The organism is Labrenzia sp. OB1, assembly GCF_001624695.1.
Classification (GTDB): Bacteria; Pseudomonadota; Alphaproteobacteria; order Rhizobiales; family Stappiaceae; genus Roseibium.
In genome coordinates this window covers 37,639-52,646 of the sequence record NZ_JSEP01000005.1, presented here as the reverse complement: position 1 = coordinate 52,646, position 15,008 = coordinate 37,639, and the positions used below count along the sequence as shown (strand labels likewise).

The 15,008-nt window shown below is 59.5% G+C and carries 12 protein-coding genes; 8 read left to right on the top strand and 4 right to left on the bottom strand.

The window, feature by feature from the left end; translation table 11 throughout:
• Positions 1-473: 473 nt before the first annotated feature.
• Entirely contained in the window at positions 474-1,013 is a 540-nt protein-coding gene (gene infC, locus OA90_RS08275; RefSeq protein WP_244274579.1) for a translation initiation factor IF-3, read from the top strand.
• Positions 1,014-1,110: 97 nt separating this feature from the next.
• On the opposite strand, the gene OA90_RS08270 is transcribed toward infC, so the two are convergent.
• The 4 genes from OA90_RS08270 to ppk2 all read right to left on the bottom strand — a co-directional run bounded on the left by OA90_RS08270 (position 1,111) and on the right by ppk2 (position 6,212).
• On the bottom strand, positions 1,111-1,929 hold the full coding sequence (locus OA90_RS08270) for a response regulator (RefSeq protein WP_068409351.1): 819 nt from the start codon (positions 1,927-1,929) through the stop codon (positions 1,111-1,113).
• A gap of 273 nt (positions 1,930-2,202) precedes the next feature.
• On the bottom strand, positions 2,203-3,771 hold the full coding sequence (locus tag OA90_RS08265; protein ID WP_068409349.1) for a PAS-domain containing protein: 1,569 nt from the start codon (positions 3,769-3,771) through the stop codon (positions 2,203-2,205).
• 342 nt (positions 3,772-4,113) lie between these two features.
• The gene (locus tag OA90_RS08260; RefSeq protein WP_068409774.1) at positions 4,114-5,121 is read right to left on the bottom strand and encodes a Gfo/Idh/MocA family oxidoreductase; all 1,008 of its coding nucleotides are present in this window, start codon (positions 5,119-5,121) and stop codon (positions 4,114-4,116) included.
• Between the two features lie 182 nt (positions 5,122-5,303).
• A complete protein-coding gene (ppk2, locus tag OA90_RS08255; protein ID WP_068409347.1) occupies positions 5,304-6,212 on the bottom strand; it encodes a polyphosphate kinase 2 in 909 nt (302 codons plus the stop codon).
• A gap of 180 nt (positions 6,213-6,392) precedes the next feature.
• On the opposite strand from ppk2, the gene OA90_RS08250 reads away from it, so the two are divergent.
• The 7 genes from OA90_RS08250 to OA90_RS08220 all read left to right on the top strand — a co-directional run bounded on the left by OA90_RS08250 (position 6,393) and on the right by OA90_RS08220 (position 14,997).
• Positions 6,393-7,079, top strand: a complete 687-nt coding sequence (locus tag OA90_RS08250; RefSeq protein WP_082836909.1) for a TetR/AcrR family transcriptional regulator — start codon at positions 6,393-6,395, stop codon at positions 7,077-7,079.
• A complete protein-coding gene (locus OA90_RS08245) occupies positions 7,076-8,683 on the top strand; it encodes a carboxyl transferase domain-containing protein (RefSeq protein ID WP_068409345.1) in 1,608 nt (535 codons plus the stop codon). The genes OA90_RS08250 and OA90_RS08245 overlap by 4 nt, the downstream gene beginning before the upstream one ends.
• A gap of 6 nt (positions 8,684-8,689) precedes the next feature.
• Positions 8,690-9,526 carry an alpha/beta hydrolase gene (locus OA90_RS08240; RefSeq protein ID WP_068409343.1) on the top strand — a complete coding sequence of 279 codons (837 nt, stop codon included), beginning with the start codon at positions 8,690-8,692 and terminating at the stop codon, positions 9,524-9,526.
• Between the two features lie 76 nt (positions 9,527-9,602).
• Positions 9,603-11,600, top strand: coding sequence for an acetyl/propionyl/methylcrotonyl-CoA carboxylase subunit alpha (locus OA90_RS08235; RefSeq protein WP_068409341.1), 1,998 nt, complete (start codon positions 9,603-9,605; stop codon positions 11,598-11,600).
• A complete protein-coding gene (locus tag OA90_RS08230; RefSeq protein ID WP_199823644.1) occupies positions 11,587-13,218 on the top strand; it encodes an acyl-CoA synthetase in 1,632 nt (543 codons plus the stop codon). The genes OA90_RS08235 and OA90_RS08230 overlap by 14 nt, the downstream gene beginning before the upstream one ends.
• Positions 13,219-13,351: 133 nt before the next feature.
• A complete protein-coding gene (locus OA90_RS08225) occupies positions 13,352-14,212 on the top strand; it encodes a hydroxymethylglutaryl-CoA lyase (protein WP_068409339.1) in 861 nt (286 codons plus the stop codon).
• On the top strand, positions 14,209-14,997 hold the full coding sequence (locus OA90_RS08220; protein ID WP_068409336.1) for a crotonase/enoyl-CoA hydratase family protein: 789 nt from the start codon (positions 14,209-14,211) through the stop codon (positions 14,995-14,997). Before OA90_RS08225 ends, OA90_RS08220 begins: the two co-directional genes overlap by 4 nt.
• The last annotated feature ends 11 nt before the right edge of the window (positions 14,998-15,008 follow it).

Here is a 15,008-nt window from a genome sequence, read left to right as displayed (position 1 = left end):
GCCAGAACGAAGCCACAGACAATCCTGAGGAATTGAAACAGAAGTTTTCCGCCGTCCAAAGCCTGTCCTTCCCTGAAATGGAACACGTTGCCCTTACTTGATCTCTTATCCTGCGCTTTGCAACTGCGCCCGCGGTTGCCGCAATCGAGTTGCGGCGCTTTTACCCCAAATCCGCTCCATTCGGCCAAACGGCTTCGAGAAACGCGAAAACCGCCGAATTCAGTTGACTTTTTGGCGGTTTGGCAGGACGTTAGGGGCTGGCGTTAGGACTTGCGCAACAAGCACCTTGGTACATGAGTTCCGGGGTTTTTTGTGTATGCGAAGAGCCAGATCCCAGAGCAACCTGCGTCCGTGCGGATACGGACAAGATGCTTCAGGGCTTTAAATCCGGGCAACTTTTCCGCGATCGGGCACATTCGCCCGCCTGCGGGTTGTTCCTGCGTCATGTTGAAACGATAGAGGAGTTTGCGACCATTCGCCGTCCATTCCGCGCCCCGCCTCCCACTAAGGAAGGCCCGCGCACGAACCAAGAAATTCGCGTTCGCGAAGTTCAGTTGATTGATCACGAAGGCGCCAACCGCGGCGTTATTCTGACAGAAGAAGCGATGGAAATCGCAACGGAAGCAGGGTTGGATCTCGTAGAAATCCAGCCGCATGCAAATCCGCCAGTCTGCAAGATCCTGGACTACGGCCGGTATAAATACCAGGCCCAGAAAAAAGCTGCTGAAACCCGAAAGAAGCAGAAGGTCGTCGAGATCAAAGAGATCAAGATGCGCCCGAACATTGACACTCATGATTATCAGGTGAAGATGAAAAGCATGCTGCGCTTCTTCGGCGAAGGCGACAAGGTGAAGGTTACGCTCCGCTTCCGCGGCCGGGAAATGGCGCACCAGGACCTGGGCATGAATCTCCTGAACAAGGTCCGTGAGGAAACTGCCGAAATTGCCAAGGTTGAAGCCTCACCGAAGCTCGAAGGTCGTCAGATGGTGATGATCCTGGCACCTATCAAATAGGCCCGGCTCCCGACCGAAAATTTCAAACCCCGCTTCGGCGGGGTTTTTTATTGCCCGGATAAGGTTGTACAGCGCGTTTCTGCGGCCGGCCAACCCGTCAGGCCTTCATCCGGCGCATCAGCAGCTTGAACACCTCGATCGGCGGGTAGGGGTATTCGATGGTGTCGTTTATGCCCGCATCCTTGATACAGGTGCGTTGTTCTTCCGAAAGCTTGGGCGGCGCCAGCAGGACCGAAATGCCCTCCCAGTTCTTGCCGATATCATCGGTGACATACTTGAGATAGTAGTGAACGACCTTGCTGTAGACGATGAACAGGATATCCGTCGTGTCGAGTGAAAAGCTGCGTTTTACCAGCTGATCTTCGGAAATCACCGAGACGGCGCAGCCGAGTTCATTGAGTGCCTTCAGGATCGGTTGGACGGAATTCGGATTCTGCGCGATGAAACTGACGCGCAACTCCTCAGACGTCGCTCTCTGCTTCTGGATAGCATTGTAGATGCGGCGAAGTTTGACCTGATTCTGCTTCCTGATACGCAGCACCTGACCGAGATTCGCTTCCACGGTCGCCAGCAGGAGATCATAGTCGACAGGCTTGGTCAGATAGTCATCCACTCCCAGCCGCTTGCCTTCGATCAGGTCGTCGCGTGTTGCCTTGGCGGTGAGAAAAATGACCGGGACATCGTTCAGGCTTGGCCGGTTGGCTCTGATATGCTTCAACAACCCTGGGCCATCCAGTTTCGGCATCATCATGTCACTGATGATCAGGTCCGGCTTCTCGTTTTCCAGGACCTCCAGGGCGACCTGACCGTTCTTCGCCGTCAGCACCTCATAGTTTTCGTCTTCAAGCTCCTCCTTGAGATCGTGAAGGAGCATGTCCTCGTCTTCGACGCACAGTATCCTGGCAACTTTTGACATGCGAGTTCCGTTCATAGATCAGGTTTTGTTTTCATCAGGGAGGAAGAGCCATCCTGAATCGCCTCAAAGGCGATAAACTCTTCCGCTTTCAAATGGTTCCGCCCAAAAGAGGCATCGTCTGGAGCACTTTCAGGAACCGCACGCCTCCCGCGGGCCAAATCTGCCCGTCTTCGGAAGCGCCACACCTCTCCGGGGCGCCAGACCTCCTGCGCTTTCACGCCCTTGATCCGATCTGTCGCCGAATGGCCTGAATGCACGACTTTGGTCCACACTCTAGCTTGCCTTAGCCTGCGCAACTTTGGCATGACGGTTCACCACCGGCAGGGACACGGTGACGATCGTTCCCTTCCCGACTTCGCTTTCGACGTGGATATTCCCACCGTGTTTCTGCACGATCATTTTTGTCAGGTTGAGACCGATGCCAGTGCCGGCAATGCCGCTGGACGTCGACGCCCGAAAATATCGGTTGAAGATCTTGGAAATCTCCTCCTTAGGAACGCCCACGCCTTCGTCCCGCACGGAAATCACCGCCTTGTCGTCCATTTCCGAGCCGATCACGGTGATCGTCGATTGCTCGGGTGAATATTTGACGGCGTTCGACAAAAGGTTCGAAATGCCCTGCTCGATCAGTTTTCTGTCCAGATCCATGAAGTCCGGAAGATTGTCCACATCGATCACGAAATTGTAGTCCCTTGCGATGCCTTTCTGACGCTCGCACACGGCAAGGGTCAGATGGCGCAACGAAATGGAATCCCGGTGAATCTCCATCCCGACGGACTCGGACTGGGAGAAATTCAAAAAACGCTCGATGAGATACTGCATTCGCTCAACCGAATCCCGGATGTTCCCGAGCCGCTGAACGAGCGCTTCAGGCTTCAAGCTGTCCGGTTTTCGCAATATCCGCTGGGCATTGCTGTCGATGATCGCCAGCGGCGTTCTGAATTCGTGGGAGGCCATCGAGACGAACTCGCGTTGCATCTCGTTCAGTTCTTTTTCTTTTCTCAGATGCCGGACCAGTTCGTCCGTATGGCTCTGCAGGACGGCATGCTGTTCCTTGTAGGAGGAGATATCGGAATAGACAGCCAACATTCCGCCGTCATCCGTTCTGGTCCGCGTTATCCTGTACCAGCGTCCATCGGGAAACTGCCGTTCCGACCACATGCTCCGGCTGCCGGAAAACTCGTCGAGATTCCTCACCGGCTCGTCGGGGAAAATGGAATTAATCACTTCGCTGACATGGGCTTTGCGCGCCAGAAACGCCGGCAACTGCGGATAGATTTCAAACATCTTGTTGTTGGCAAGAACCACCCTGCCTTCCGCATCGGTCACGGCGAAGCCGTCCTTGATGGCGTTTATCGAACTGAGAAGCAGGTCGCGATTGGCGCCCAGTTCACGGGACCGCTCATCCAGCGTGTCTTCCAGTCGGTCCCGCGCTTCTCTCAGGGCCTTTTCCTGCTCGTGTTCGGCCGTGACATCGGTATAGGTCGTGATGATGCCGCCGCTCTGGACAGGAGTGCCCTGAATACGCAGGATCCTGCCGTCCGGCCGGGTGCGGACGAAGTCATGCGGCTGAAACAATCGGGCGAGGTCCAGGCGCTCCTTGACGAGAACGTCGGGATCTCCCGGCCCGTAGTCGCCGCGTTCGGCATTGTAGCGGAACACGTTTTCAAGCCTCGGGTCATCGTCCAGAATGTCCGCGGGCAATTCAAGCAGCTTCAACGCAGTCTCGTTTATCATCACGAGATTGAGATCGCGATCAATGAAGGAAATACCGTGATGAGCTGTTGAGACCAGGCATTCGAGCAGCTCCTCCGGATCAAAATCTCTGCGAATGAAATGCATCGTCTTTTCTGCAGGCTCCCGTTCGCTGACCCGATGTGATCGACGTTAACGTGGAACGACAGAAATAATAAAAAGTAAATCCCAGGCCAAATTACACTTCAATAACTTCATATTTTACGAAAAATAAGCAATTCTTACAATAAGCAATCATTAATTTACGTTGATTTATCTATTAATAGTGTCAATAATTACAATATATTTGAAAATATACTTTAAACCAAACGCGGATCACCTCGCGACCTGCGAGAATGCCATATGACAGTGCAGTCAATACGAATTCACATTCTCCCCGGCAGGCAGGGCACGTGAGCGCCCTGCCGATACAATCAGTTGCCCGTACAATCAGCCAACCGTTACCCAGCCACCCTTGTCCGCCGATGAAAACAATGCGTCCAGGATTTTCATGTTCTGAACGGCGTCTGCCGCGCCATGGGGCAACGGGGTTTCACCCTTTATCGCCCGGCCGAAAACATCGGCAAGCTCGCCATACTGGTCACAGGACGCGATTGTCTCGGAGCGCATCGCGCCGTCTCCCAGTTCCGACCCGTCGTCCAGGCGGATGGTGACGGCTTCACCTTGCGGAGCATTGACGGGGATGACGATCTCAAGGCGTTTCTTGGTGCCGACAAGCTGGAAGCGCTGATAGGGCGTGAGTTGGGTCGAGACGACGAAATTCAGATGACGGCCCTGCCCGAAATCCAGCAACGCGCTGGTCATCCGGTCGGTGCCGAACTCCGGGTCCCGCTCAATCAGCGATACGACGCGCTCAGGTTCTCCATCGAAGAAATACCGGCCGGCCAGCATGGTGTAACAGCCGATGTCATAAAGAGCCCCACCGCCGATATCGGCCATGTTGCGGATATTGTGCGGATCGTCGTTGAAATAGCTGAAAAAGGCCTGGATCGCTTTCAATTCGCCCAGCTCTCCGGAACGGACGATCTCACGGGCCCGGATCCATTGCGGGTGCGCGCGCACCATGAAATTCTCTGCCACCAGCTTGTCTTTCGGCAGATCGAGAAGCTGCGCGGCCTCTTGCGAGGTCAGGGCAATCGGCTTTTCGCACAGGACGTGCTTGCCCGCCTTCACCGCCTGCACCGTCACCGGCACGTGCAAGTGGTTTGGGAGCGGGTTGTAGATGGCGTCGATTTCCGGGTCGGCCAGCAAGTCCTCGTAGGAACCGTAGGCCTTTTCAATGCCGAGATCGCTCGCCGCGCTTTGCGCCTTCGCAAGGCTCCTGGAGGCAATGGCACAAGCGGTTCCTGTCTGCGAGCGCTGAATTCCCGGAATGACCTTCTCAAGCCCGATATTGGCCGTCGAAACGATCCCCCACCTGATTTTCGTGCTGTCCATTGTGACTTCCTCCCACATTCTTTTTGAGGCACGCCCCTCAAATGGCACATAAGAAAGCCCGCCCGCAAGGGCGGGAGGGACAGTCAGAACGGACACAGGTCGGATCCCCTTCCCCCGCATGAGGAAACCAAGATCCGCGCTCACTCGCTATCGGGGCGTATCGGAATTACTTGCCGACCGCTTCAGAATTTCTGCGGGACGTAGAGATGCTCCGGCAGGACCTTGCGCTCGTAGTCCGGATTGAAGCGGCGTTCCGGCAGGGTAATCGCCTCGTGAGGCACTTCGTCATAAGGCAGCATGGACAGAAGATGGCTGATGCAGTTGAGGCGCGCCTGTTTCTTGTCGTTCCCCTCTACGATGAACCACGGCGCTTCGGGAATATTCGTCCGTTCGAAGGTCTCTTCCTTGGCCTTGGTGTAGTCCTCCCAGCGTACGCGGGACTCCAGATCCATCGGCGACAGTTTCCACTGTTTCAACGGATCGTGGATGCGCATCAGGAAGCGCAGTTGCTGCTCTTCATCCGTGATGGAAAACCAGTATTTGACCAGCTTGACACCGGAGCGCACCAGCATGCGCTCGAACTCCGGCACATCGTTGAAGAACTGCTCGACCTGGTCCTCGGAAGCAAACCCCATGACCCGCTCCACGCCGGAGCGGTTGTACCAGGAGCGGTCGAACAGCACGATCTCACCCGCCGCCGGCAGATGCGGCACGTAGCGCTGGAAGTACCACTGGCTTTTCTCGCGCTCCGTCGGGGCCGGCAAGGCGACGACACGGGCGACGCGCGGATTGAGACGCTGGGTGATGCGCTTGATCACGCCGCCCTTTCCGGCCGCGTCCCGGCCTTCGAAGATGACGACGATCTTTTCCCCCGTGTGCTGTACCCAGTCCTGCAGCTTGACCAGTTCGGACTGCAGGCGCAGCAGCTCGTGAAAATAGGTGTTCCGGTCGAGCGGTGACTTGTGCCTCTTGTCGGAAATGAAGGACAGATCCTTGGCGATCAGATTGTCATCGATTTCCATTTCCAGTTCTTCATCGAGGCTGTCTGCCCATTCGGCTTCGACCCAGGTCTTCGCGCTATCTTCGCTCATCAATCATTCCTTTTGAAAAACAGGAGGCTTGGTCCCACCGACTGTGAACAGCTTATCCATGAAAGTTTTTTGACAATCGCCAAAGTTCGCCGGCCATTATATCGCACCGGGACAAATTTGCATCGAACCCTTCTTGCAAATGAACGAACGTTCATTTACTTTTCTGATGAGGAGGACAGGATGGCAACCGGAGCCGCAAAATCAGACGGTCGGGCCACGGCCACGATTCAGACCGGCTCGCAATCCGGATCCCGCGCAGGGTCCCAGACGCGCGCCAAGGGTCAGGAAACCGCGGAACGCGTCCGCAAAGCCGCCCTGAAGCGTTTCGCCGCGTCCGGCTACGCAGCTGCTTCCATGCGCGAAATCGCTGCCGACGTCGGTGTCCGGCCCGGCGCACTCTACAACCATTTCCCGACCAAGCAGGACATCCTGAAAGACCTGATGCTGTCCCATATGGCCGACCTGCTGGCGGCCTGGGAAACTTCCGACCTTCCCCGGGAAATGGATCGACTTGAGCGCTTCGTACGTTTTCACATCCGCTATCACCTGGAGAAGGCGGATGAGGTGTTCATCTCCTACATGGAACTGCGCAATCTTGAGCCGGGAAATTTCCGCATCATCGAGACCGAGCGCCGCCGCTACGAAGCCCTCCTTACAGACATTCTGGAAAACGGCAGAGCCGCCGGCCTCTACGCGGTAGAGGATCCGAAAGTCACGACCCGTGCGATCATCGCCATGCTGACCGGCATTCCGGCCTGGTATCGAGCAGGCGGCCGCCTGACGGAACGGGACATTGAAGAGCTTTATCTTGATCTGGTGCGCAAGGCCGTCGCACCGGAAACCCCACATGGAGACCGGATGGCATGAGCATCCTGAAATCGAGTCTGTCGCCGAGAAGCGACCAGTTTGCGGCCAACAGGGCCGCGCATGAGGTGGCCATGGAAACGGTGAGATCCGCCGCACGGACCGCACTCGACGGCGGCGGCGAGACCTCCCGCCAGCGCCATGTCTCACGTGGCAAGATCCTGCCGCGCGAGCGCGTCTCGCGCCTGCTCGATCCCGGCTCACCGTTCCTGGAAGTCGGCATGCTGGCAGCCCATGAAATGTATGACGGTGCGGCACCTTCGGCCGGCTTGATCGCCGGCATAGGCCGGGTGGAAGGGCAGGAAGTGATGATCCTCGCCAACGACGCCACCGTAAAAGGTGGCACCTACTATCCCATGTCGGTCAAGAAGCACCTGCGCGCCCAGGAAATCGCGGCGGAAAACAATCTGCCCTGCATCTATCTGGTCGACAGCGGCGGCGCCAACCTGCCCAATCAGGACGAGGTCTTTCCTGACCGCGATCACTTCGGACGGATCTTCTTCAACCAGGCCAACATGTCGGCGAAAGGCATTGCCCAGATCGCGGTTGTGATGGGATCATGCACGGCGGGCGGCGCCTATGTTCCGGCCATGTCCGACGAGACCATCATCGTCAGGAACCAGGGCACGATCTTTCTCGCCGGACCTCCTCTCGTCAAGGCCGCCACAGGTGAGGAAGTCACGGCGGAAGACCTCGGCGGCGGCGATGTGCACACACGGCTTTCCGGCGTTGCCGATCATCTCGCCCGCGACGATGCCCACGCCCTCGCGCTTGCCCGCAGGTCCATCGCCAACCTCAACCGGGTGAAATCCACGTCGATTGCCCTTGAGACACCGGAAGACCCGCTTTACGACCCTGACGAAATCCTTGGTGTCGTTCCCGCGGACCTCAAGACGCCCTACGACATCCGCGAGGTGATCGCCCGCGTCGTCGACGGATCCCGCTTCGACGAATTCAAGGCGCGCTACGGTACGACCCTGGTTTGCGGCTTTGCCCATATTCACGGCATGCCGGCCGGCATCATTGCCAACAACGGCGTGCTCTTTTCCGAAAGCGCGGTCAAGGGTGCACATTTCGTCGAGCTTTGCTCGCAGCGCAAGGTGCCGCTGATTTTCCTGCAGAACATCACCGGCTTCATGGTCGGGCAGAAATATGAAAGCGGCGGCATCGCCAAGGATGGCGCAAAGCTGGTCACCGCCGTCGCCACCACCTCCGTACCAAAGATCACCATGTTGGTCGGCGGTTCCTTCGGAGCCGGAAACTACGGCATGTGCGGCCGCGCCTACGGCCCGCGCTTCCTGTGGACCTGGCCGAACTCGCGCATTTCCGTTATGGGCGGCGAACAGGCGGCCGGCGTTCTGGCCACCGTCCGCCGTGACGGCATCGAGCGCAAGGGTGGCACCTGGGCGGCGGAAGAGGAACAGGCGTTCAAACAGCCGATCATCGACCAGTTCGAGGAACAGGGCCACCCGCTCTACGCAACCGCCCGCCTGTGGGACGACGGCATCGTCGATCCGCGCAAGACCCGCGACATCCTCGGCCTGTCCCTGTCAGCGGCGCTGAACGCGCCCGTAGAAGAGACGCGCTTCGGCCTGTTCAGGATGTAAGAACGGATGACAAACTGGCAAACACCCGAAACGTTCGATTTCCAGGGTCACACGATCCGCTGGGGCAGCCTCGGCGAGGGAGCGCCCGTTGTGCTCATGCACGGCACACCCTTCTGGTCTTACGAGTGGGCGCGGCTGGCGCCCTTGCTGGCTACCGAACGCCAGGTCTACTTTTTCGACATGCTCGGTTACGGCAACTCGGACAGGCCGGTTGACGACGTCTCCCTCGGCGTTCAGAATCGGCTGTTCGCCGCCCTGGCCGACCACTGGAACCTGGCGAAACCGGACATCGTCGCTCACGATTTTGGAGGGGCGACGGCGCTGCGCACCCATTTGATCGACCACGTTGACTACAACAGCCTGACACTGATCGATCCGGTGGCTGTCAGGCCCTGGGGCTCGCCGTTGGTGCAGCATGTGAAACATCACGAAGCCGCCTTTGCCGGAATGCCAGATTACATGCACGAGGCCATCCTTCCCGCCTATCTCCAGTCGGCCATGAAGCGCAAGGCGAGCCGGGAGACACTCACCCCTTATGAGGAGCAATGGATCGGCGTTGAGAAACAGGCCGCATTCTACCGGCAGATCGCGCAAATGGACCAGCACTATACCGACGAGATTCAGGATCTCTATTCCGAGATCCGCTGCCCGGTGCAGATCCTTTGGGGAGAAGACGATGAATGGATCCCGATCGAGCGTGGCCGAGAATTGCACGCCATGATCCCCGGAGCCGCATTCATTCCGGTTCCCGGCGCAGGCCACCTCATGCAGGAAGATGCGCCCGAAGCGATCGCCTTCCATGTTCAGGCCTTCTTGAAGACGGCCGGCAGGAAGGGAATGTGAGGATGATCCTGACAAGAACCCGTTGCGGTGACGTCACCAGTTTCAAAGCCGATGCGCTCGGGAGGGCGAACAACTGATGTTCAACAAGATCCTCATTGCAAATCGCGGCGAAATCGCCTGCCGGGTCATGGCGACCGCGAAAAAGCTCGGCATCGGTACGGTGGCCGTCTATTCCGACGCCGACGCCGGAGCAAAGCATGTCGCCATGGCCGACGAGGCCTATCGCATCGGCCCCGCACCAGCAGCTGAAAGCTACCTGAAAAGCGACAGGATCATTAACGCCTGCCTGCGCAGCGGTGCGCAGGCCGTTCACCCGGGCTATGGCTTCCTGTCGGAAAACCCGGATTTCGTCGATGCGCTGGAAGAGGCCGGCATCTCCTTCATCGGCCCCAGCGCCTTTTCCATCCGCGCGATGGGCTTGAAGGATGCCGCCAAGGCCCTGATGCAGAAAGCCGGGGTTCCGGTGGTGCCCGGCTATCACGGTGACAATCAGGACGCGGACTTTCTCAAACTCCAGGCGGGCCGGATCGGCTATCCGGTGCTGATCAAGGCGCGCGCCGGTGGCGGCGGCAAGGGCATGCGCCGTGTCGATGACCCGCAGGATTTCGCCGAAGCCCTCAGGGGCGCGAAACGCGAGGGCGAGGCGAGCTTCGGCGACGGCCGCGTGCTCATCGAGAAATATCTCACCACGCCGCGCCATATCGAAATCCAGGTCTTTGGCGACAGCCACGGCAATGCGGCGCATCTGTTCGAGCGCGACTGCTCGCTGCAGCGCCGCCACCAGAAAGTGATCGAGGAAGCGCCGGCCCCCGGCATGCCGGAAGATATGCGAAACGCCATGGGAGAGGCGGCGGTAAAAGCGGCCAGGACCATCAACTATTGCGGCGCCGGCACCATCGAGTTCATCGCCGATGTCTCCGAGGGTCTGAGGGCCGACCGCTTCTATTTCATGGAAATGAACACCCGCCTGCAGGTGGAACACCCCGTTACCGAGATGATCACCGGAGAGGATCTGGTCGAATGGCAGCTCCGCGTTGCCTCCGGCGAGGCTCTGCCGAAGACCCAGAAAGATCTGTCCTTTGACGGCTGGGCCTTCGAGGCCCGCCTGTATGCCGAGGACGCACCGAAAGGCTTCTTGCCCGCGATCGGCACGCTGGAACATCTTGTGCTTCCAGAGGACACCGCCAGGGTCGACAGCGGCGTGCGGGCCGGTGACGAGATCACGCCCTTCTACGACCCGATGATCGCCAAGGTAATCGTGCACGGCCCAACCCGGGATGCCGCGCTTGGCAAGCTGCTTGCCAGCCTTGAAAAAACGGAAGTTGCCGGCTGCGTCACCAACGCGGCTTTTCTTGCCGCTCTCTGCCGCCATGAAGGTTTCGCCGCAGGTGACGTCGATACCGGCCTGATCGACCGTAATCTGGCCGATCTGATAGCCGAGCCGGACCTCCCCGAGGACGCCATTGCAATGGCGGCGCTCACAGCTCTCGGCCTCACCAAACCGGTGACGGGGACAGACCCTTTCGACGCCCTGGCCGGATGGCGGATCTGGAGCGCCTCGCGACAATTCGCGCTGCTGGAAATCGCCGGCGAACGGCGGGATGTGGAAGTCCATGCGCTCGCACCACGGCGGTTCGCGGTTCAGCTTGAAATCGGTATCCGGGAATATGTTCTTGTCAGTGCCGAGAACGGCGTCTGCCTCTATGAATGCCAGGGGCACCGGGCCAGCACGGTCGTCGTCGAGGGTGAAAGGGGACTGACTGTCTTCCTGAATGGAAATGCCTTCATCATCGGGCTGCCGGACACGCTCAACGCCGATGAAGACGCAGCCGCCGCCGGTGACCAGCTCATCGCGCCGATGCCCGGTCTCGTCAAGGTGCTCACGGCAAGGACAGGCGACGCGGTCACAAAGGACCAGCCCCTGTTGATCCTGGAGGCCATGAAGATGGAGCACACGCTGAAGGCCCCCCGGGACGGGGTGATCGGCGAAGTTCAGGTGTCTGAAGGCGAACAGGTCACCGACGGCACCATCCTTCTGGCCCTCGCGGAGGAGGACGGCAATGCTGCCGCCTGACAGCCGGAGCTACCCAGACCTCGTGCAGAACTTTGCCTGGGACATCCCGGAAAGGTTCAACATCGGCGTCGCCATCTGCGACGCATGGGCAGAACAGGACCCGAACCGCGAGGCGCTCGTCTATGCGCAGGAGGACGGTGACACGGTCGGCTATTCCTATGGTGACCTGAAAACCCTCTCAAACCGGCTCGCCAATCTCCTGGTTGCCCGGGGTGTCCGGCCAGGCGACCGGGTCGGTGTGCTGATGCCGCAAAGGCCCGAGACCGCCTTCGCCCATATCGCCGCACTGAAACTCGGTGCCATCACCATTCCGCTCTTCACGCTGTTCGGCGAGGAAGCGCTGGAATACCGGCTGAACGATTCCGGAGCGAAAGCGGTGATCACCGACGCCGGCGGCGCGGAAAAACTCCAGAAGATCAGAAGCCGGCTTCCCGGCCTGACGACCGTATTCTGCGCCGATGGCGAAAGCCCGGGGGCGGAGGACCTTGCCGCGCATATGGCCGATCACGAGGAAACCTTCGAGCCGTTCGACGCGAGCCCCGACGATCCGGCAATCATCATCTACACCTCCGGAACCACCGGTCAGCCCAAGGGCGCACTTCACGGCCACCGGGTGCTGCTCGGCCATCTTCCCGGCGTGGAAATGAGCCACGACTTTCTCGGCCAGACCGGCGACCGGATCTGGACACCCGCCGACTGGGCCTGGATCGGGGGCCTACTGGACGTGCTCATGCCGGCGCTCTGTCTGGGCGTTCCGGTCGTTGCCTGCAGGTTCCGGAAATTCACCGCAGAGGCCGCTTTCCAGTTGCTTCAGGATCAGAAGATCCGCAACAGCTTCCTGCCCCCCACCGCGCTCAAGATGATGCGCCAGGTGACCGATCCCGAAACGCGCTGGAGTCTCAACCTGCGCTCGGTTGCCTCGGGAGGTGAAACGCTCGGCACGGAACTGATCGACTGGGGCCGCAAGACCTTCGGTCTGACCATCAACGAGTTTTACGGCCAGACCGAATGCAACATGATCGTTTCAAGCTGTTCAAGGCTCATGCAGTCCCGTCCGGGCATCATGGGCAAACCGGTTCCGGGACACAGGGTCAGCATCGTCGGCAATGACGGAGAGGAATTGCCTGAGGGAACGCAGGGCAACATCGCCGTCGGCCGTCCTGATCCGGTGATGTTTCTCGGCTACTGGAACAACAGCCAGGCAACGGAGGAAAAATTCGCCGGCGACTGGCTGCTGACCGGCGACACCGGCGTGCGCGATGAAGACGGCTGGATCCGCTTCGTCGGCCGCGATGACGATGTCATCACTTCCTCCGGCTACCGCATCGGCCCGGGCGAGATCGAGGACTGCCTGATCAGGCACCCGGCCGTGGCGATGGCCGGTGTGATCGGCAAGCCGGACACGCGACGCACTGAAATTGTCAAGGCCTATGTGGTGTTGAAAGGTGGCATCGAGCCGTCGGACGACCTCGCCGAGGAGATCGCCGCCTTCGTCAAGACCCGGCTCGCCGCCCATGAATATCCGCGCGAGATCGACTTCGTCGACGCCCTGCCGCTGACCACCACCGGCAAGGTCATCCGCCGCGACCTTCGGGCCCGCGCGGAGCGAGAAGCATGAAACAGCCGTCTTTGCCCAGCCTTTCAGGACAGCGGCTGCAAAAGCGCAACGCTGGTTTTCCTGCCCCTTGTTGTCATGACCGCCCGCGCGGGGATGACAAACCACACAAACGGTAACCTCAACGAGGAAAAACATGTCCGACTTTGTCACCATCTTCGAGATGGGCCCGCGCGACGGCCTGCAGAACGAAAAACAGTTCGTGCCGACAGCGCAGAAAATCGAACTGGTGGACCGGTTGTCGACTTGCGGTTTCCGCAAGATTGAGGTGACCAGTTTCGTCAGCCCCAGGTGGGTGCCGCAGATGGCCGACGCTCAGGACGTGATGGAAGGCATCTACCGGCATCCCGCCATCAGTTATGCGGCTCTCACGCCGAACGTCAAAGGCTTCACAGCAGCCCGCAAGGCATCGGCCGATGAAGTCGCGATCTTCGGTTCGGCATCGGAGGGATTTTCGAAGAAAAATATCAATTGTTCGATTGCCGAGAGCATCGAGCGCTTCCGGCCGCTGCTGGAGAAAGCCCGCGAAGACGATATACCCGTTCGCGGTTATGTTTCCTGCGTCACCGATTGCCCCTATGACGGACCGACCCCGCCGGACAAGGTCGCGGAAGTCGCAAGGCTTCTTCTGGATCTCGGCTGTTACGAGATCTCCCTGGGAGACACCATCGGCTCCGGCACGCCGGAGACGGTCGCCACCATGCTGGACGCGGTACTGGAAGCCGTGCCCGCCGCCAGGCTGGCCGGCCACTATCATGACACGAAGGGCCGGGCACTGGAGAATATCGCGGTCAATCTGGAAAAGGGTCTGCGCACCTTCGACAGTGCTGTCGGCGGCCTTGGCGGTTGCCCCTATGCGCCGGGCGCCAAGGGAAATGTCGCGACAGAAGCCGTGCTCGGCCTGATGGCGGACAAGGGGCTTGAAACCGGCATCGACCGCGCGGCGCTTGAAGACGTCGCGGCGTTCGCCAAAAGCCTGAGGAGTGTGGAGCCGTGACATATGAGACCATCTCCCTGTCGGCTGATCCCCGCGGCGTCGCAACGCTCACGCTGAACCGGCCGGAAAAACACAACTCGCTGTCGGCCACGATGATCGGTGAACTGACGTCGGCGGCGAACGACCTCGCCGCCAACACATCTGTTCGTGCCGTGGTTCTGACCGGCGCCGGAAAAAGCTTCTGCGCCGGGGGCGATCTGGGTTGGATGCGCGACCAGTTCGAGGCCGATCGCACAACACGCATGGCCGAGGCGCGAAAACTCGCCATGATGCTGAAGGCCCTCAACGAGCTGCCCAAACCGCTGATCGGCCGCGTTCAGGGACAGGCTTTCGGCGGCGGCATCGGCATGATGAGTGTCTGCGACAGCGTTATCGCCGTGGACAGCGCCAAATTCGGCCTCACGGAAGTCCGTCTCGGCCTGATCCCGGCCACGATCAGCCCCTATGTGCTTGCACGCATGGGAGAAGGCAAGGCGCGGCGGGTATTCATGTCGGCGAGGATATTCGGGGTTCAGGAAGCCAGGGAGCTCGATATTGCCTCAAGTGTTGTCTCACCGGATGCGCTCGACGGCGCTGTCGAACGGGAAGTAACACCGTATCTTGCCGCCGCCCCGGCAGCGGTCGCCGCTTCCAAGAAACTTGCCAGATCATTCGGCCCGGCCATCACCGACGAGATCATCGAAGACACCATCCGCCGTCTTGCCGACACCTGGGAAACACCGGAGGCAAGGGAAGGCATTTCCGCGTTCCTCGAAAAACGCAAGCCGGACTGGATTGCGACCTGACAGGCCTCGTC